This window comes from Pseudomonas sp. SB113, from assembly GCF_040754745.1.
Lineage (GTDB): Bacteria > Pseudomonadota > Gammaproteobacteria > Pseudomonadales > Pseudomonadaceae > Aquipseudomonas > Aquipseudomonas grimontii.
The window spans coordinates 12,890-28,542 of the sequence record NZ_JBFMHW010000034.1 but is presented as its reverse complement, the minus strand read 5'-3'; the positions used below and the strand labels follow the sequence as shown (position 1 = coordinate 28,542).

The 15,653-nt window shown below is 63.4% G+C and carries 14 protein-coding genes; 4 read left to right on the top strand and 10 right to left on the bottom strand.

Annotation, left to right across the window (positions count from 1 at the left end; all coding sequences use genetic code 11):
• Window positions 1-4 precede the first annotated feature (4 nt).
• On the top strand, window positions 5-1,189 hold the full coding sequence (locus tag AB1462_RS28585) for a sugar transporter (protein ID WP_108572729.1): 1,185 nt from the start codon (window positions 5-7) through the stop codon (window positions 1,187-1,189).
• A 78-nt stretch (window positions 1,190-1,267) separates the two neighbouring features.
• Here AB1462_RS28585 and AB1462_RS28580 read toward each other — a convergent pair whose 3' ends face one another.
• The 9 genes from AB1462_RS28580 to AB1462_RS28540 form a co-directional block, all read right to left on the bottom strand.
• Window positions 1,268-2,467, bottom strand: coding sequence for an NAD(P)/FAD-dependent oxidoreductase (locus tag AB1462_RS28580; RefSeq protein WP_367248620.1), 1,200 nt, complete (start codon window positions 2,465-2,467; stop codon window positions 1,268-1,270).
• A 126-nt stretch (window positions 2,468-2,593) separates the two neighbouring features.
• Window positions 2,594-3,589, bottom strand: a complete 996-nt coding sequence (locus tag AB1462_RS28575; RefSeq protein ID WP_367248618.1) for a GlxA family transcriptional regulator — start codon at window positions 3,587-3,589, stop codon at window positions 2,594-2,596.
• Window positions 3,586-4,509, bottom strand: coding sequence for a transaldolase (tal, locus tag AB1462_RS28570; RefSeq protein ID WP_367248616.1), 924 nt, complete (start codon window positions 4,507-4,509; stop codon window positions 3,586-3,588). Before tal ends, AB1462_RS28575 begins: the two co-directional genes overlap by 4 nt.
• Window positions 4,510-4,533: 24 nt before the next feature.
• Window positions 4,534-5,487: a sugar-binding transcriptional regulator gene (locus AB1462_RS28565; protein ID WP_090402959.1), complete on the bottom strand. Its 954-nt coding sequence runs from the start codon at window positions 5,485-5,487 to the stop codon at window positions 4,534-4,536.
• A gap of 45 nt (window positions 5,488-5,532) precedes the next feature.
• Entirely contained in the window at window positions 5,533-6,333 is an 801-nt protein-coding gene (locus AB1462_RS28560; protein WP_367248614.1) for an SDR family oxidoreductase, read from the bottom strand.
• Between the two features lie 11 nt (window positions 6,334-6,344).
• On the bottom strand, window positions 6,345-7,124 hold the full coding sequence (locus tag AB1462_RS28555; protein WP_256226794.1) for an SDR family oxidoreductase: 780 nt from the start codon (window positions 7,122-7,124) through the stop codon (window positions 6,345-6,347).
• Between the two features lie 146 nt (window positions 7,125-7,270).
• Entirely contained in the window at window positions 7,271-8,782 is a 1,512-nt protein-coding gene (locus AB1462_RS28550; RefSeq protein ID WP_090402965.1) for a sugar ABC transporter ATP-binding protein, read from the bottom strand.
• A gap of 15 nt (window positions 8,783-8,797) precedes the next feature.
• Window positions 8,798-9,730, bottom strand: a complete 933-nt coding sequence (locus tag AB1462_RS28545; RefSeq protein WP_027607263.1) for a sugar ABC transporter substrate-binding protein — start codon at window positions 9,728-9,730, stop codon at window positions 8,798-8,800.
• A 50-nt stretch (window positions 9,731-9,780) separates the two neighbouring features.
• The gene (locus AB1462_RS28540) at window positions 9,781-10,788 is read right to left on the bottom strand and encodes an ABC transporter permease (RefSeq protein ID WP_027607262.1); all 1,008 of its coding nucleotides are present in this window, start codon (window positions 10,786-10,788) and stop codon (window positions 9,781-9,783) included.
• Between the two features lie 362 nt (window positions 10,789-11,150).
• Between AB1462_RS28540 and AB1462_RS28535 the strand changes: the two genes are divergently transcribed.
• From AB1462_RS28535 to AB1462_RS28525, 3 genes are read left to right on the top strand one after another with little or no spacing between them, the layout of a single operon-like run.
• Window positions 11,151-11,987, top strand: a complete 837-nt coding sequence (locus AB1462_RS28535; protein ID WP_367248612.1) for a transketolase — start codon at window positions 11,151-11,153, stop codon at window positions 11,985-11,987.
• Window positions 11,977-12,909, top strand: coding sequence for a transketolase C-terminal domain-containing protein (locus AB1462_RS28530; protein ID WP_053134371.1), 933 nt, complete (start codon window positions 11,977-11,979; stop codon window positions 12,907-12,909). The genes AB1462_RS28535 and AB1462_RS28530 overlap by 11 nt, the downstream gene beginning before the upstream one ends.
• A gap of 5 nt (window positions 12,910-12,914) precedes the next feature.
• Window positions 12,915-14,390, top strand: a complete 1,476-nt coding sequence (locus tag AB1462_RS28525; protein ID WP_367248610.1) for an FGGY family carbohydrate kinase — start codon at window positions 12,915-12,917, stop codon at window positions 14,388-14,390.
• A 318-nt stretch (window positions 14,391-14,708) separates the two neighbouring features.
• Here the strand turns inward: AB1462_RS28525 and AB1462_RS28520 are convergent, their stop codons facing one another.
• Window positions 14,709-15,653 (bottom strand): aliphatic sulfonate ABC transporter substrate-binding protein, encoded by a 945-nt coding sequence (locus tag AB1462_RS28520; RefSeq protein ID WP_315338373.1) that lies wholly within the window; start codon window positions 15,651-15,653, stop codon window positions 14,709-14,711.

The following is a 15,653-nucleotide window of genomic DNA, read 5'->3' as shown; positions in this document are numbered from 1 at the left end:
GTAAATGAGCATTTCAGCCGCAACCCCCCAAGCCAACTGGCAACCGGTCATCGCCCTCGCGTTGGCCGCGTTTGTGTTCAATACCACTGAATTCGTCCCCGTCGGGCTGCTCAGCGCCATTGGCGCCAGCTTCGACATGCCCGTGTCCAGCGTCGGCCTGATGCTCACCATTTATGCCTGGATCGTGTCCCTGACCTCGCTGCCGGTGATGCTGCTGACGCGTAACGTCGAGCGACGCAAGCTGCTGATCGTGCTGTTCTGCCTGTTTATCGCCAGCCACATCTTGTCCAGCGTCGCCACCAGCTTCGGCCTGTTGATGGTCAGTCGCGTCGGCATTGCCTTGTCCCATGCACTGTTCTGGTCGATCACCGCCTCCCTGGCGGTGCGCCTGGCGCCGGAAGGCAAGCAGGTGCAAGCCCTCGGCCTGCTCGCCACCGGTACGTCCCTGGCGATGGTGCTGGGTATTCCCCTGGGGCGTCTGCTCGGCGAAGCCATGGGCTGGCGCACCACGTTCCTGGTGATCGGCGCGTTCGCCGCCGCCCTGGTGTTCTGGCTGGCGCGCACCTTGCCGTTGCTGCCGAGCCAGAACTCCGGCTCCCTGCGCAGCCTGCCACTGCTGTTCAAGCGTCCGGCGCTGGTGGCGTTGTATGTGCTCACCGCCATGACTGTGACCGCGCAATTCACCGCCTACAGCTACATCGAACCTTTCGTCGAAGGCGTGGCCGGCATGAGCGGCAGCGCGGTGACCCTGATCCTGCTGGTGTTCGGCGGCGCGGGCATCATCGGCTCGCTGTTGTTCAGCCTGGTGCACCGCTTCAACCCCCACCTGTTCGTGGTCGGCGCGGTGTTTATCCTGGCCGCGTGCCTGGCGCTGATGCTGCCCTTGAGCGGCGCCGAGTCGTACCTGGTGATCCTCAGCGTGTTCTGGGGCATGGCGATCATGGGCTTCGGCCTCGCCATGCAATCCAAGGTGCTGGTGCTGGCCCCGGACGCCACCGACGTGGCCATGGCGATGTTCTCCGGTATCTACAACATCGGCATTGGCGGTGGCGCCCTGATGGGCAGTTGGGTCGGCAGCCACTTCGGCTTCGCCTGGGTCGGCGTGGCGGGCGGGTTGCTGGCGGCGCTGGCATTGATCGGGTATTGCCTGGCGATTCGCAAGTTTGGGACGGGTGTCGCGCAAAGCTGAGGCAGGAGCGAGCCTGATCGCTCCTGGCATTTATGCTCGCCAGCAAACAGTGGGCTGGCGGGCACCGGGTGTGGGGCGTCAGGCCACCGGAATCAGCGGGTCAGCCGCCGCCAGGGCGGTGGCCCGTTCGGCGGCTGGCGGGTAGATCCACACCGTGTTGATCTGCTGCTTGAGCTCCTTGGCTTCCTGGCCCACCAGCTTGAGTTGACGATCCCAGCCCTCGGTGTACACCGCGCCCCAGGCCCCGAGGTCGAGGCAGGTGACGTATTTGGGCTGGCTGTAGGTCATCGGGGCCACGCCGATCAGGTCGGCGGCGACGTTGTTGCCGGCGTAGCGGCCCAGGGCGATGGCGTGCTGGCAGGACATGCCGGCGAAGTGACCGAGATCGTCGGTGGCGGCGTAGGCCACATCACCGGCGGCAAAGACATCGGCCTGGCCCTTCACCTTGAGGTTGCCGTCCACATGCAGGCGGCCCTGGGGGTCAAGGGTGCCGCTGACTTGTTCGGTCAGCGGGTTGGCGCGAAAGCCGATGGTCCAGATCACGGTGCTGGACTCGATGCGCTGCCCATCGGCCAGGGTCACGCCGCCGGCATCCACCGCGGCCACGGAGGTGTTCAATCGCCATTCGAGGCCCAGGTGTTGGCTGGCTTCGACGATGGACGGGCGAATGCCATCGCCCATGGATGCCCCGATCTGCGGGCCACGGTCCACCACGATCACACGGATAGTGGCGTCGTCACCCAGTGCTGCGCGCAGGCGTACCGGCATTTCGGTGGCGGTCTCGATCCCGGTAAACCCGCCGCCGGCCACCACCACGGTGTTGCGTGCCGGGCTGTCGGGCAGGTTTTTCAAACCCTTGATATGGGCTTCGAGGCGCGTGGCGTCTTCGATCTGGTCCACATCGAACACGTGCTGGAGGCCTTCCATCTGCGGGCGATTGAGACGACTGCCGGCGGCCAGCACCAGGCGGTCGTACTTGAGGGTGGTGGGGATGCCTGCTGCGTTGCGGTAGGTCACCTGCTTGCCGTGTTCATCGATGCGGTCGGCGGCGCCCTCGATGAAGTCCACGCCGACTGCCGCAAACAGTGGGCCCAGCGGTGCCTGCATGGCATGCACGTCGGCCTCGTAGAAACGTGGGCGAATACGTAGCGCCGGCTGTGGGGCCAGGACGCTGATCTGCACGTCATGGCGATCATGTTTATCCAGCAGGCGCGCGGCGCTCAAGGCGCTCCAGACACCGCCGAACCCGGCGCCGATGATAAGGATGTGCTGCTTCATGGGGATGCTCCAGGGACCAGGTCGATACGATTGCTCAAGGCGCAATGCGTTACCGGCCTACTCTAAGAGCGCCGCGGTTTGGCGGGTAGGACAGAAAACCCTGAATAACTGCCAAGCGGCCTGCCGTCAGCGGGAAAAGCGCGCGCGGTAGTCGCGAGGGGAAATCGCAAGGTGGCGATGGAAGGTGTAGCGCATGCGTTCTTCATCGCCAAAGCCACACAGGTGCGCCACCTGGTCGATGTTGCGCTGGGAGTCTTCCAGCAGGCGCCGTGCGGCTTCCACGCGAAACAACTCGATGGCTTTGGCCGGGGTGCGCCCGGTTTTTTGCTTGTAGACCCGGGCGAAGTTGCGTGGGCTCATGCGACTTTGTTCCGCCAGGCGCTCCACCGTAAGCTCGCTGTCGCTGAGGTTGTCGGCGATCCACAGGTGCAAGGCGTCGAAACCGGCAGTGTCGTCGGTCTGGGCTTGCAGCAGTTGGCTGAACTGGGCCTGGCCGCCGGGCCTTTTGAGAAACACCACCAGTTCCCGCGCCACTTGCAGGGCGACGTGACGCCCGCAATCGGCCTCTACCAACGCCAGCGCAAGGTCGATGCCGGCACTCACGCCTGCCGATGTCCACACATTGCCTTGCTGGACAAAGATCGCGTCCATGTCCACATCGATGCTGGGGAACCCGCGCTTGAGCATGTCGCACATCGCCCAGTGCGTGGCAGCACGTCGTCCCTGGAGCAAGCCGGCCTGGGCCAGCAGGAAGGTGCCGCTGCACACCGAGGCCGTGCGCCGGGCCCGAGTGGAGGCGTGACGCAGCCAGTCCACCAGGTCGGTGTTGGCGGCCAGCGCCTGTTGAATGGCGGGGGCGCCGGGTACGATCAAGGTGTCCAGGGCGGCGGGGTCAAATTGCGCCAATGGCAGGGTGTCGACGCTCAATCCTTCGGCCGTTGGCATCAAGCCGCCCGGCAGGCTGGCGGTGTGCACCACATAGCCTGGCAGGCCACGCTCGACCATGGCCTTGGTGGCAGCCCAGAACACGGTCTGGGCACCGGTCAGGTCGAGCAGGCCCATTTGCGGGTAGGCCAGGAACACCAAGGTGCGCGACTGGCCGAGCGGCTGGACGGGGGTCATAGCGCCGACAACACTGCCTCGAGTTTTTCCTGGTCCCGCGCAAACTGTCGAATCCCTTCCGCCAGCTTCTCCGTGGCCATCGCATCTTCATTCGACGCCCAGCGGAACTGCGCTTCGTTCATTGGCTGGCGCGCTTCGCCTTCGGTCACCGGTACCAATTTGCGCGCCAACGTGCCCTGGTCTTCGTCGAGCTTCTGCAGCAGTTCCGGGCTGATGGTCAGGCGATCACAACCCGCCAGCTGTTCGATCTGGCTGAGGGTGCGGAAGCTCGCGCCCATCACCACGGTGTTGATCTGGTTGGCCTTGTAGTAGTTGTAGATGCGCGTCACCGATTGCACGCCTGGGTCATCAACGCCGGTGTAGTCCAGGCCAGTGTTCTTGCGGTACCAGTCGTAGATGCGGCCCACGAATGGCGAGATCAGGAACACCCCTGCATCGGCGCACGCGGCGGCCTGGGCGAAGGAGAACAGCAGGGTGAGGTTGGTCTGGATGCCGGCTTTTTCCAGGCGCTCGGCGGTGCGGATGCCTTCCCAGGTGGAGGCCAGTTTGATCAGCACGCGGTCGCGGCTGATACCGGCCTGGTCGTACAGGGCGATCAACTGGTTGGCCTTGGCCCACAGCGCGTCTTCATCGAAGGACAGGCGCGCGTCGACTTCGGTGGAAATACGCCCGGGGATGACCTTCAAAATGCCGGCACCGACGGACACCGCGAAGTGGTCGCAGGCCAGGCCGACGTCGCCTTTGGCTATGTTGACGGCATTGCGCAGCAGCTCGGCGTATTCCGGGATGGCGGCGGCCTTGAGCAGCAGCGACGGGTTGGTGGTGGCGTCCACCGGGCGCAGGCGGCTGATGGCTTCGAGGTCGCCGGTGTCGCAGACCACGGTGGTGAATTGCTTGAGTTGTTCGAGCTTGGACGTCATGAGCGGCAGTCTCCAGAAATAGGGTTAGTGGTTCAGGGCCTGTGCGGTGTCCAGGTCGGTGATCAGGATGTCCAGGTAACCGCCCTTGAGCGCGCCACGAATGGCCTGGACCTTGTTCAGCCCGCCGGCCAGGCCGAGCACGCGGTGGATACCGCGCAGCTTGGGCAGCGCCACCGAGACCACGAATTCTTCATCTTCTTCCAGCACCGGCTTGCCCTGGGCATCGAAGTAGCGCAGGCAGATGTCGCCCACCGCGCCACGCTCGGCCAGCAGGCGCAGCATGTCCTCGGTGTAGTAGTTGCCGCTGTTGCGCAGCAGCTGCGAGGGTTCCAGGTCGCCGATGCCGACGATCGCCAGGGTGATGCTGTCAAAGCGTTGCAGCACCTCCTTGACCTCTTCCATCTGCACGATGCGTTGCTTGCTCTGCACCGATTGCTCGATGCTTTGCGACGGCAGCAAATACGCCGGGCAGTTGAGCAGGGTGGCCAGGCGTTGGGTGAGGAGGGTGGCTTCAAACGCGCCTTTGTTGCCGACGCCGCCCAACAGTTGTACCACTTCCTGGGCACCTTGTTTGCCCGGTTGGGCATGCAAGTGGCCGACCATGGCGCGAATGGTGCTGCTCCACGACGAAATGCCGATATGGTCCTGGGGCGACAGGCTGGTCTCCAGGTAATGCGCAGCTGCCGAGCCGATGGCTTGCTTGATGCTTTCATCGTTGCCGGGCTCGGTGGCTTCCACCACGATCACCTGGCGCACGTCGTAGCGGCGTTGCAATTGGTTTTCCAGCTCCAGGTGCAGGCCTTGCAGGCGCATCACGCTGATCTTCACCACGCCTTCCTGCAGTGCCCGGCGCAGGGCGCGGCTGATAAAGGATTGGGACAGGTCCAGCTGGGCGGAAATCTCGGACTGCTTGAGCCCTTCTTCGTAATAGAGGCTCGCGATCTTGGTGATCAGGCGCTGTTCTTCGATCTGGCTCATGAAAGCCTCGGTTGTTGACACAATGGCCGTGAGGATACCAAACCCTTACGACATGATCAGGCCGCCGTCGATATTGATCGCCTGGCCGGTCAGGTAGGCCGCGTCATCCGAGGCCAGGAACGCCACCAGGCCCGCCACATCCGAGGGCTTGCCGGCCCGGCGCAGGGGGATGTTCTTGACCCATTCGGCCATCAATTCACCCTTGCCGTAGCGTTTTTCGTCGGTGCTGAGGATCTCGCCCCACACGCGGTCGTTGTAGTCCCACATCTCGCTTTCGATGATGCCGGGGCAGAATGCGTTGACGGTGATGTTATGCCGCGCCAGTTCCAGCGCCAGGCTCTGGGTAATGCCGATCACGCCCATTTTGCTCGCGGCGTAGTGCGGGGTGTAGATAAACCCCTGGCGGCCCTGGCCGGACGAGGTGTTGATCAAGCGCCCACTGCCTTGTTTGACCATGTACTTGGCCGCTTCCCGGCAGCCCAGCCACACGCCGGTGGTGTTGACCTGCAGCACCTTGTCGAAGTCGGCGCGGGGCATTTTGTCGTAGTGGTCGATGGTGATGATGCCGGCATTCTGTACCGACACGTCGATGCTGCCGAAGCGCGCGTGGCCTTCGCGGTAGAGCGTTTCGATGTCGTCTTCGCTGGTCACGTCGATGCCCAGGGCCAGGGCGTCGACTTTATATTCCCGGGCCAATTGGTCGGCGGTGAACGTCACGCGCTCCAGGTCGTTGGAGGCCAGCACCAGGTTGGCGCCTTCCTGGGCGAAGCGCTCGGCAATGCCGGCACCAATGCCACGGCAGGCACCGGTGATCACGATGGTTTTACCGCTGAAACGTTGCGACATGACAAAACTCCTTACCAGCAGACAAAACCACCATCGACCAACAGGTCGACACCTGTGCAGAAAGACGACGCCTGGCTGACCAGGAAAATCGCCGGGCCGACCATTTCTTCCACGCTGGCCATGCGGCCCATGGGCGTGGTCTGTTCAAAGATCTTCACCTGGTCGGCGACTTCCGGGCGTGAGTTCATCGGCGTGGCGGTGTAGCCGGGGCTGATGCAGTTGACGCGCAGGCCCTTGTCGGCCCATTCCATCGCCAGGCTTTTGCTCAGGTGGATCACCCCGGCCTTGGAGGTGTTGTAGTGCGCCTGTAACAGGCCGCGGTTGACGATGCTGCCGGACATGGAGGCGATATTGACGATGGCGCCTTTGCCACGCGGCAACATCACCGCAGCCTGGGCCTGGCAACTGAGGAAGATGCCGGTGAGGTTGATGTCCAGGGTGGTTTGCCAGCGTTGCAGCTCCAGGTCTTCGGCGGCCTGGGCATTGGCGATGCCGGCGCAGTTGACGGCGACGCTGAGTGGACCAAGTTCTTGTTCGGTTTGCGCGACCGCTGCATCCAGGGCGGCGCGCTCGGTGACGGTACCGCTCAACGCCAAGGCGCGACGGCCCAGCGCCTGGATGCGTTCTACCGTGCTGGCAATGCCGGGGCTGCCCGGAAGATCAAAGCAGGCTACATCCGCGCCCGCTTCGGCGAGCCCGACGGCGATAGCCTGGCCAATGCCGCTGCCGGCGCCGGTGACAAAGGCCACTTGGCCCTGAAGACTGAAAAGTTGCATGGATAACTCCGTTATTTGAAATCACAGTGGACCCCGTGGGAGGGGCGGTGCGACGACTCGGCTTGCTCCCGATAGCAGTGGTTCAGTTACAGATACATCTACTGACACTCCCTCATCGGGGGCAAGCCCCCTCCCACAGTTGGATCTTTGTAGGTCTTTGCTTATGCGGTGGCCATTTCCATCACCGACACCGGCGTCGCCTCGCCACGCTCCAGAATCCCCATCTGCCGCCCTCGGCTCATCACCATCACCCGATGGGACAACCCCAGCACTTCATCCAGGTCGGAACTGACCACAATCACCGCCATGCCCTTGGCCGCCAGATCCGCGATCACTTCATAAATCGCCGCCCGGGCGCCCACGTCGATGCCGCGTGTCGGCTCATCGAGGATGAACACCTTGGGGTTGCGCGCCAGCCACTTGGCGATGATCACCTTCTGCTGGTTACCGCCAGACAGGCTGGAAATCCGCGACTGCGGTGCACCTTTCACCCCCAGCCGCGCCACCGCCGTGCGTGCAAATTCGCGCAGTGGGGCAGGGAACACCCAACCGCGCTTATCGAGCAAATCGGTGTTGCCATAAATCAGGTTGTCTTCGATGCGATGTTCCACCACCACGCCTTGCTGCTTGCGGTCTTCCGGCACCAGCACTACGCCGGCCTGGATCGCCTCGAAGGGCGAGCGCAACTGGCGGACCTCGCCATCCAACACCATATGGCCGCGAATATCCTGGGCCGCACCGGCAATGGTGCGCACCAGCTCGGTTCGCCCGGCGCCGACCACCCCGGCAATGCCGAATACCTCGCCGGCGCGCACGTTGAAGTCGATGCCATGCAGGGCAAATTCGCGACAACTCAAGTCTTTGACCTGCAACATCACGTGGTCCTGCGGCGCCTGCAACGCCGGGAAGATCCGCTCCAGGCTGCGCCCGACCATCTGCTCCACCAACTCACGCACCGGCACCTGGGCCGTGGCGTGCAGGGCGATCTGGCGACCGTCGCGCAGCACCAGTACGCGGTCGGCGATGCGTGCGATTTCTTCCAGGCGGTGGCTGATATAGATAAACGACACGCCCTCGGCTTTCAGCCGTTCCACCTGCTTGAACAGCAGTTCGGTTTCCTCGCCACCCAATGCGGCGGTGGGTTCATCGAGGATCAACAGGCTGGCCTTCAGCGTCAGCGCCTTGGCGATCTCCACCAGTTGCTGGGCCGCCACGCTCAGGCCTTCGACCTTGCGCGAGGCCGGCACCCTGAGCCCCAGGCGTTCAAGTTGGATCTGCGCCTGGGCCTCCATGTACTCGCGGTCCACCCGCCCACGACGCATGGGCAGGCGGCCGACGAAGATATTCTCGGCGATCGACAATTGCGGCAGCAGGCGGATTTCCTGGTGGATCAGGCCGATCCCGGCCCCCAGCGCGGCCCCCGGTGAAGCGGGTGCGTAGGGCGCGCCGAGCCAGGTCATGCTGCCCCCGGCTTCCGGTTGCACCAGCCCGGCGATGATCGACGACAAGGTCGACTTGCCCGCGCCGTTTTCACCGAGCAAGGCCAGTACTTCACCGGGGCGAATGTCCACGTTGACCTGCGACAACACCTGCACCGGCCCGTAGGCTTTGCTGATATTGCGCAGGCACAGCACCGCGTCAGATTGAGCGGTGTCCACGGCTGCTGCTTGCATGACGACCTCCAAGGCTTACGGGTGCTGTTGCAGGAACGGCGCGACGTTTTCTTTGGTGGTCAGCACGGTGGGCAACAACTGCTCCTTGGGCAAGGTCTTGCCGGCTTTGAGGTCGATGGCCGAGGCCACGGCCAGGCGCCCCATTTTCTGCGTCTGCTGGGTCATGGTTGCGTTCAGCACACCGCTTTGCACGGCCTTGAGCCCGGCCACGTCACCGTCGAAACCGACCACGACCACCTTGTGATCGAGGTTGCCGACTTTCACCGCCTGGGCAGCGCCCAAGGCCATGGCGTCCGCACGGCCGAAGAACACGGTGATGTTCGGGTCACGCTGGAGCAGGTCCTGGGCCACCGCGAAGCCTTTGTCCTGGGCCCATTCGGCCGGTTGCTGGGCGACGACCTTGAGGTCCGGGAAGGCTTTCAGGCCCTCCTCAAACCCCTTGGCGCGATCATTCTCCGGCGTGGTGCCGATCTGGCCTTGCAGGATCGCAATGCGGCCCTTGCCGTCGGTGATCTTGCCCACGTACTCGGCCAGGGTCTTGGCGCCAGCCACGCTGTCGCTGGCGATAAAGGTGTCGCCCGGTGCGTCGGGGGCGTTGCGGTCCACGGCGATCACCGGGATACCCGCAGCCTTGGCGGCTTTCACCGGCACACCGGCGGCGGTGGCACCGGCCGGGATGTAGATCAGCACATCGATCTGGCGGGTGATCAGGTCTTCAATCTGGCTGACCTGGGTGGACGAGTTGCCCTGGGCGTCCACGGTGATCACCTTGACCCCCTTGGCCTTGCCCTCGGCTTCCACCGATTGCTTGATCTGGTTGAAGAAGTCGGCCTGCAGGTTGGCCACGGCCAGGCCGATGGTCAAATCCTTGGCCCAGGTGGTGCCGGCAGCGGTGAGGGTGGCGGCGGCGAGAGCGGTGGCCAACAGCAATTTCTTGGGGCTGAACATGTCGGTGACTCCTGGTTTTATTGTTGGAGGGTGTCAACTGTCGAACAGGTTTAACGGGCAGTGCTGGAGCGGCGTCGCAGGGTGTCGATGGTGACGGCGAGGGCGATGACCACACCGATTACCACTTGTTGAATAAAGGGCGAAACTCCCAGCAGGTTGAGGCCATTGCGCAATACGCCAATGATCAGCACGCCCACCAGGGTGCCGCCGATGCTGCCGACGCCACCACTGAGGCTGGCGCCGCCAATCACCACGGCGGCGATGGCGTCCAGCTCCAGGCTCAGCCCGGCGCTCGGTTGCGAGGAGTCCAGGCGCGCGGCCAGGGTCACGGCGGCGATGCCGGCCAGCGCACCGCTGATGGCGTACACCCACAAGGTAATCGCACGCACCTTGATGCCCGACAACCGCGCCACTTCCGGGCTGCCGCCCATGGCGTAGAGGTTGCGGCCACCGGCACGAAAGCGCAGGAACACCCAGGCCACCACCAGCATCACCAGGAACAGGCCCACGGTGGCCGAGAGGAAACCAAAGTGGCGCACCGTGGCCAGGCTGGTGAACCAGTCCGGGTAGCCGACTATCTGCCGGCCTTCGGTAAGGATATTCGCCAGGCCACGGGCCACCGACATCATGGTCAGCGTGGCAATAAAGGGTGGCAGCTTGGCGTAGGTGATCAACGCGCCGGAGACCAGCCCTGCGAGCATGCCGCTGGCAATCGAGATCGGAATCGCAAAGCCCAGCGGCACCGCCTGATCCTGATACAGCCAGCCGAGCATCATCATCGAGAAGGCCAGCACCGAACCAACCGACAGGTCGATGCCGCCGATCACGATCACCGCTGTCATGCCGATCGCCAGGATGCCCAGCACCGTGACCTGATCAAGGATGTTCAGGCCATTGCGCAATGAGAAGAAGAATTCGGAACTGAAGGAGAAGACCAGCACCAGTAGCACCAGCCCGATCAACGGGCCGCCAATGTTGCTGGGCAGCAGTTTCACAATACGTGGGCGGGGTGGCGGCTTGAGTTCGGCCGGGTGCTGGACAATAGCTTTGGCGTCCACAGTGTTCTCCTGAGTTATTTTTTTTGGAGTGCTTTCAGGCGTCTTGAATATTTATGCGTGCCTGACTGTTAATTCAGATTCCAGTGACACCGTGTCAAAGTCAAGCGCTTAATTTTTCTTGTGTGCCTCTTATCCGATGTTTTTGCACGGCGCAAAGCCACGGGCTAGATAAGCCGGCGTAGGATTTTGGCCGTTTGTCCGAGGGGTTTTTCCGGGGTTTATTTGATTTTTCGGCGGTTCGCTCACTTGACCTGCTGGAGGATCGGCGTCTAAATAGAAATATATTGTCACTGCTGAATAAATATTCAAAGACAGCTTTGGACACTTTTACCCCGCGTGGTCAGCCTCAAAGGAGCCGCTGCATGAATGCCTTCCAGTACGACGCCCACCAGATCAAGGAACAGGCCCGCCTGATCCGTCGCCATGTGATCCGCCTGAACGCCGACTCACCGGCCGGCGGCCACACCGGGGCGGATCTTTCCGAAACCGACATCCTCGCCACCCTGTATTTCCGCATCCTCAACACCGGCCCGGAACGCACCGAAGACCCCGAGCGCGATATTTATATCCAGAGCAAGGGCCATGGCGTCGGCGGTTTGTACTGCTGCCTGGCGCAGGCGGGCTACATCCCCACCGAGTGGCTGCCCACCTACCAGCACTTCAACTCGCATTTGCCCGGCCACCCGGTACGCCAGAAAACCCCTGGCATCGAACTGAACACCGGCGCCCTCGGCCACGGTTTGCCGGTGGCGGTCGGGCTGGCCTTGGCGGCGAAGATGTCCGGCAGCAAAAAACGCATCTACGTGCTGACCGGCGACGGCGAACTGGCCGAAGGCTCCAACTGGGAGGCGGCGATGGCGGCGGCCAAGTACGGCCTGGATAACCTGTTTGTGATCGTCGACAAGAACAAGCTGCAACTGGCGGGGTTGACCGCCGACATCATGCCGCTGGACCCGCTGGACGTGAAATGGGCGGCCTTCGGCTTCCGTGTCAGCGAGTGCGACGGTAACGATGTCGGCCAATTGATCGAAGCCCTGGAAAGCATGCAGACCAAGACCGGCGTGCCCCAGGTGCTGATCGCCCACACCATTAAAGGCAAGGGCGTGTCGTTTATCGAAGCCCGCCCCGAATGGCACCACCGCGTGCCCAAGGGTGATGAAATCAACGCAGCACTGGAGGAGTTGAACCATGGCGAGTGAACATTTGGCGAGCGTCATGGTGCAAGCGTTTATCGCTGCCGTCGATGCCGGGCTGGACGTAGTGCCGGTGGTCAGCGACTCCACCTCCACGGCCAAGATCGGCCCGTTTGCCCAGCGTTTCCCCGAACGCCTGATCAACGTCGGCATTGCCGAGCAATCCTTGGTCAGCGTCGCGGCGGGCCTGGCCCTGGGCGGCAAGATCGCCGCCACCTGCAACGCGGCGCCGTTCCTGATCTCGCGGGCCAATGAGCAGATCAAGGTGGACGTCTGCTACAACCAGGCCAACGTGAAGATGTTCGGCCTGAATGCCGGCACCAGTTATGGCCCGCTCGCCAGCACCCACCACAGCCTCGACGATATTGCGGTGATGCGCGGGTTTGGCAATGTGCAGATCTTCGCCCCCGCCGATGCCGTCGAGTGCCGTCAGATTGTCGATTACGCGCTGCGCTACCACGGCCCGGTGTATATCCGCCTCGACGGCAAAGCCTTGCCCGACGTGCACGGCGCCGACTATCAGTTTGTGCCCGGTCAGGTCGACATCCTGCGCCAGGGCGCCGATGTGAGCATCGTGGCCCTGGGCTCGGTGGTGCATGAGGCGGTGGATGCGGCGGCGTTGCTGGCGGAGCAGGGCATCCAGGCGCAGGTGATCAACCTGTCGTCGATCCGGCCCTTGCAGCGTGATGTGTTGCTCAGCGCCTTGAGCGGCACGCGCGCGGTTATCAGCGTGGAAGAACACAACATCAATGGCGGCGTCGGCAGCCTGGTCGCCGAAGTGCTGGCCGAAGCCGGGTTGGGCATTGCCCTGATCCGCCTGGGTATCGGCGATGGCGAGTACGCCGCCGCCGGGGCCCGCGAACCGACCCGCGCCTTGCATAACATCGACGCGGCTGGGATCGTGGCGGCTGCCACTCGGTTGCGGTGAACTCAATGAATAACAACACCCCGCTGATCCTGGCGATAGATGAAGGCACCAGCAACGCCAAGGCAGTCCTGGTCAACGAACTTGGCCAGGTGATTGCGCGCGGTTCGCGGCCCTTGAGCATCAGCCATCCCCAGGCCGGGTTTTCCGAGCAGGACCCGCTGCTGATCTGGCAAAACACGTTGGCGGCGATTGAAGAATGCCTGGCCCAGGTGGATCGTCCGATTACTGCGCTCGCGATCAGCAACCAGCGTGAATCGGTGGTGGCTTGGGATAGGCATACCGGTGAGCCATTGTCGCCGTGCATCAGTTGGCAATGCCGACGCTCTACGGCGTTGTGCACGCAACTGCATGAGCAGGGCCATGAGGCGCTGATCCTGGAAAAGACCGGGCTGGCGTTGGACCCGATGTTCTCGGCGGGCAAGTTCCGCTGGATTCTCGATCACCTTGAGGATGGCCATGCCCGCGCCGCTGCCGGGGAGATCTGCCTGGGCACGGTCGATAGCTGGCTGTTGTGGCAACTCAGCGGCGGCCAGGTGTTCGCCACCGACTATTCCAACGCCGCGCGCACCCAACTGTTCAACCTGCACACCTGCGCCTGGGATCCTGAGCTGTTGGCGCTGTTCGGCATTCCTGCTGCGGCCTTGGCGCCGATCCAGCCGAGCGCCGGTTTCTTCGCCGAAACCGTCGCGTTGGGCGGCTTGCCCGCCGGTATCCCGGTGATGTCGATGATCGGCGACTCCCATGCGGCGCTGTACGGGCAGGGCGGTTTTGCCCCGGGGCTGGTCAAGGCCACCCTCGGCACCGGTTCGTCCTTGATGACGCCCATGAGCGGGCCGATTGCCTCCACCCATGGCCTGTCGACCACCCTGGCCTGGCACGACGGCAGCCAACCTACTTTCGGCATGGAAGGCAATATCGTCCATACCGGCGCTGCCGTGCAGTGGGCGTCGAAGCTGGTGGCGGGAGAATCCCTGGATACGCTGACCGAACAGGCCGCGCAACTGCCGGATAACGGCGGCGTGTATTTTGTCCCGGCGCTGTCCGGCCTCGGCGCACCCCACTGGAAGGCCGACGCCCGTGGGCTGATCTGCGGGTTGACCGAAGCCACGTCCGGCGCGCACATCCTGCGCGCGTCGCTGGAGTCCATCGGCTACCAGATTCGCGATGTGTTCGAGGCCATGCAGCAAGACATCGGCAGCCCGCTCAAGGAACTGTGGGTGGATGGCGGCGCCACGCGCAACCGCTGGCTGATGCAGTTTCTGGCCAACCTGCTGCAACGCCCGGTGGTGCGCAGCCTGTCGCCGGAAGTCTCGGCACTGGGCGCAGCGCACCTGGCGGGGCGGGCGTTGGGTGTATGGGCGAGTGATACGGCGCTGGGGCAGTTGGAGCGCCAGCGCGAGCGGTTTGAGCCGCAGGAGGATCCGGCGATGGCAGGGCGTTACGCAGAGTGGAAAAAGGCTTTAGCCCGCACACTTCTCTAATGTCACATGCAAATCAACTGTGGGAGGGGCGATGCGACGATTCGACTTGCCCTCGATGAACATGAGTGTCTACACAACTTCAATAGAATAGTGCGTAGCAGCTGTCGAGCCTTGGCGAGGCTGCGTCGGCCGCGACTCGAGCTTGAATCGGCAGCGCGCCTGACGCAGCCTCGCTTGCGCTCGGCAGCTGCTACGGATTTGCGCGGTTGGATAAGACGGTATCTATGCGGAAGACGCTCAAGTTGTGTAGATACCCATGGCCATCGGGGGCAAGTCGAATCGCCCACCGCCCCTCCCACATTTAGATCACACCAGCCTTCAAGGCCTCCACGTCTGCACATCCTTGGCATCCACCGCCTTCGGCAATAACCCCGCCTTGAAGAACGCATCGGCAATCTTCTGCTGCTCACCCAGCTGATCCACCGTCACTGGCTGCACCTGATAACTTCGGTGCGCGTTCGCCGCTTCCACCGTGGCTACATCCAGGTTGCCCCACAGCGGGCCGAGCACTTTCGCCGCGTCCTGCGGGTTGGTTTTTATCCAGTGGCCGGCTTTTTCCAGCTGCGCATACACCACTTTCAATACCTGCGGATGCGCCTTGGCGTAAGGCGTGCCGGTCAGGTAGTAGCGCTTGTAGCTGGCCAGCCCGGCGCCGTCCGCCAGGGTGCGCGTCGGCAGTTGGCGCTGCACGCTGGTGAGGAAGGGTTCCCAGGTGACCCAGGCATCCACCTTGTTGTTCTCGAACGCCGCACGGCCATCGGCAGGCGACAGGTACGCCGGCTCGATATCCGAGAACGCCAGCCCGGCCTTGGCCAACGCGGCGATCAACAGGTAGTGGGTGCCGGCGGCCTTGGTCACCGCGATCTTCTTGCCCTTCAAGTCCGCCAACTGTTGGATCGGCGAGTCCTTGCGCACCACGATGGCCTGGGCCGAAGGCGAGGGCGCTTCCTGGGCGAAGTAGGTGAGTTTGGCCTGGGCGGCCTGGGCGAAGATCGGCACGGTGTCGGCCACGTCGGCGCTGATGTCGACGTTGCCGACGTTCAGCGCTTCCAGCAGCGGCAGGCCGCTGGGGAATTCGTGCCAGCTCACCTCGATGTTGTCGGCCTTGAGGGCTTTCTCCAGGGTGCCCTGGGTCTTCAGCAGGGTGATCAGCGTGGAGGATTTCTGGTAACCAATGCGTACGGTTTCCTGGGCTTGCGCACTGACGGCAACGGAAAAGGCCAGCAATCCTAATACAGCGGCGAGGGGACGACGAAGGGACAT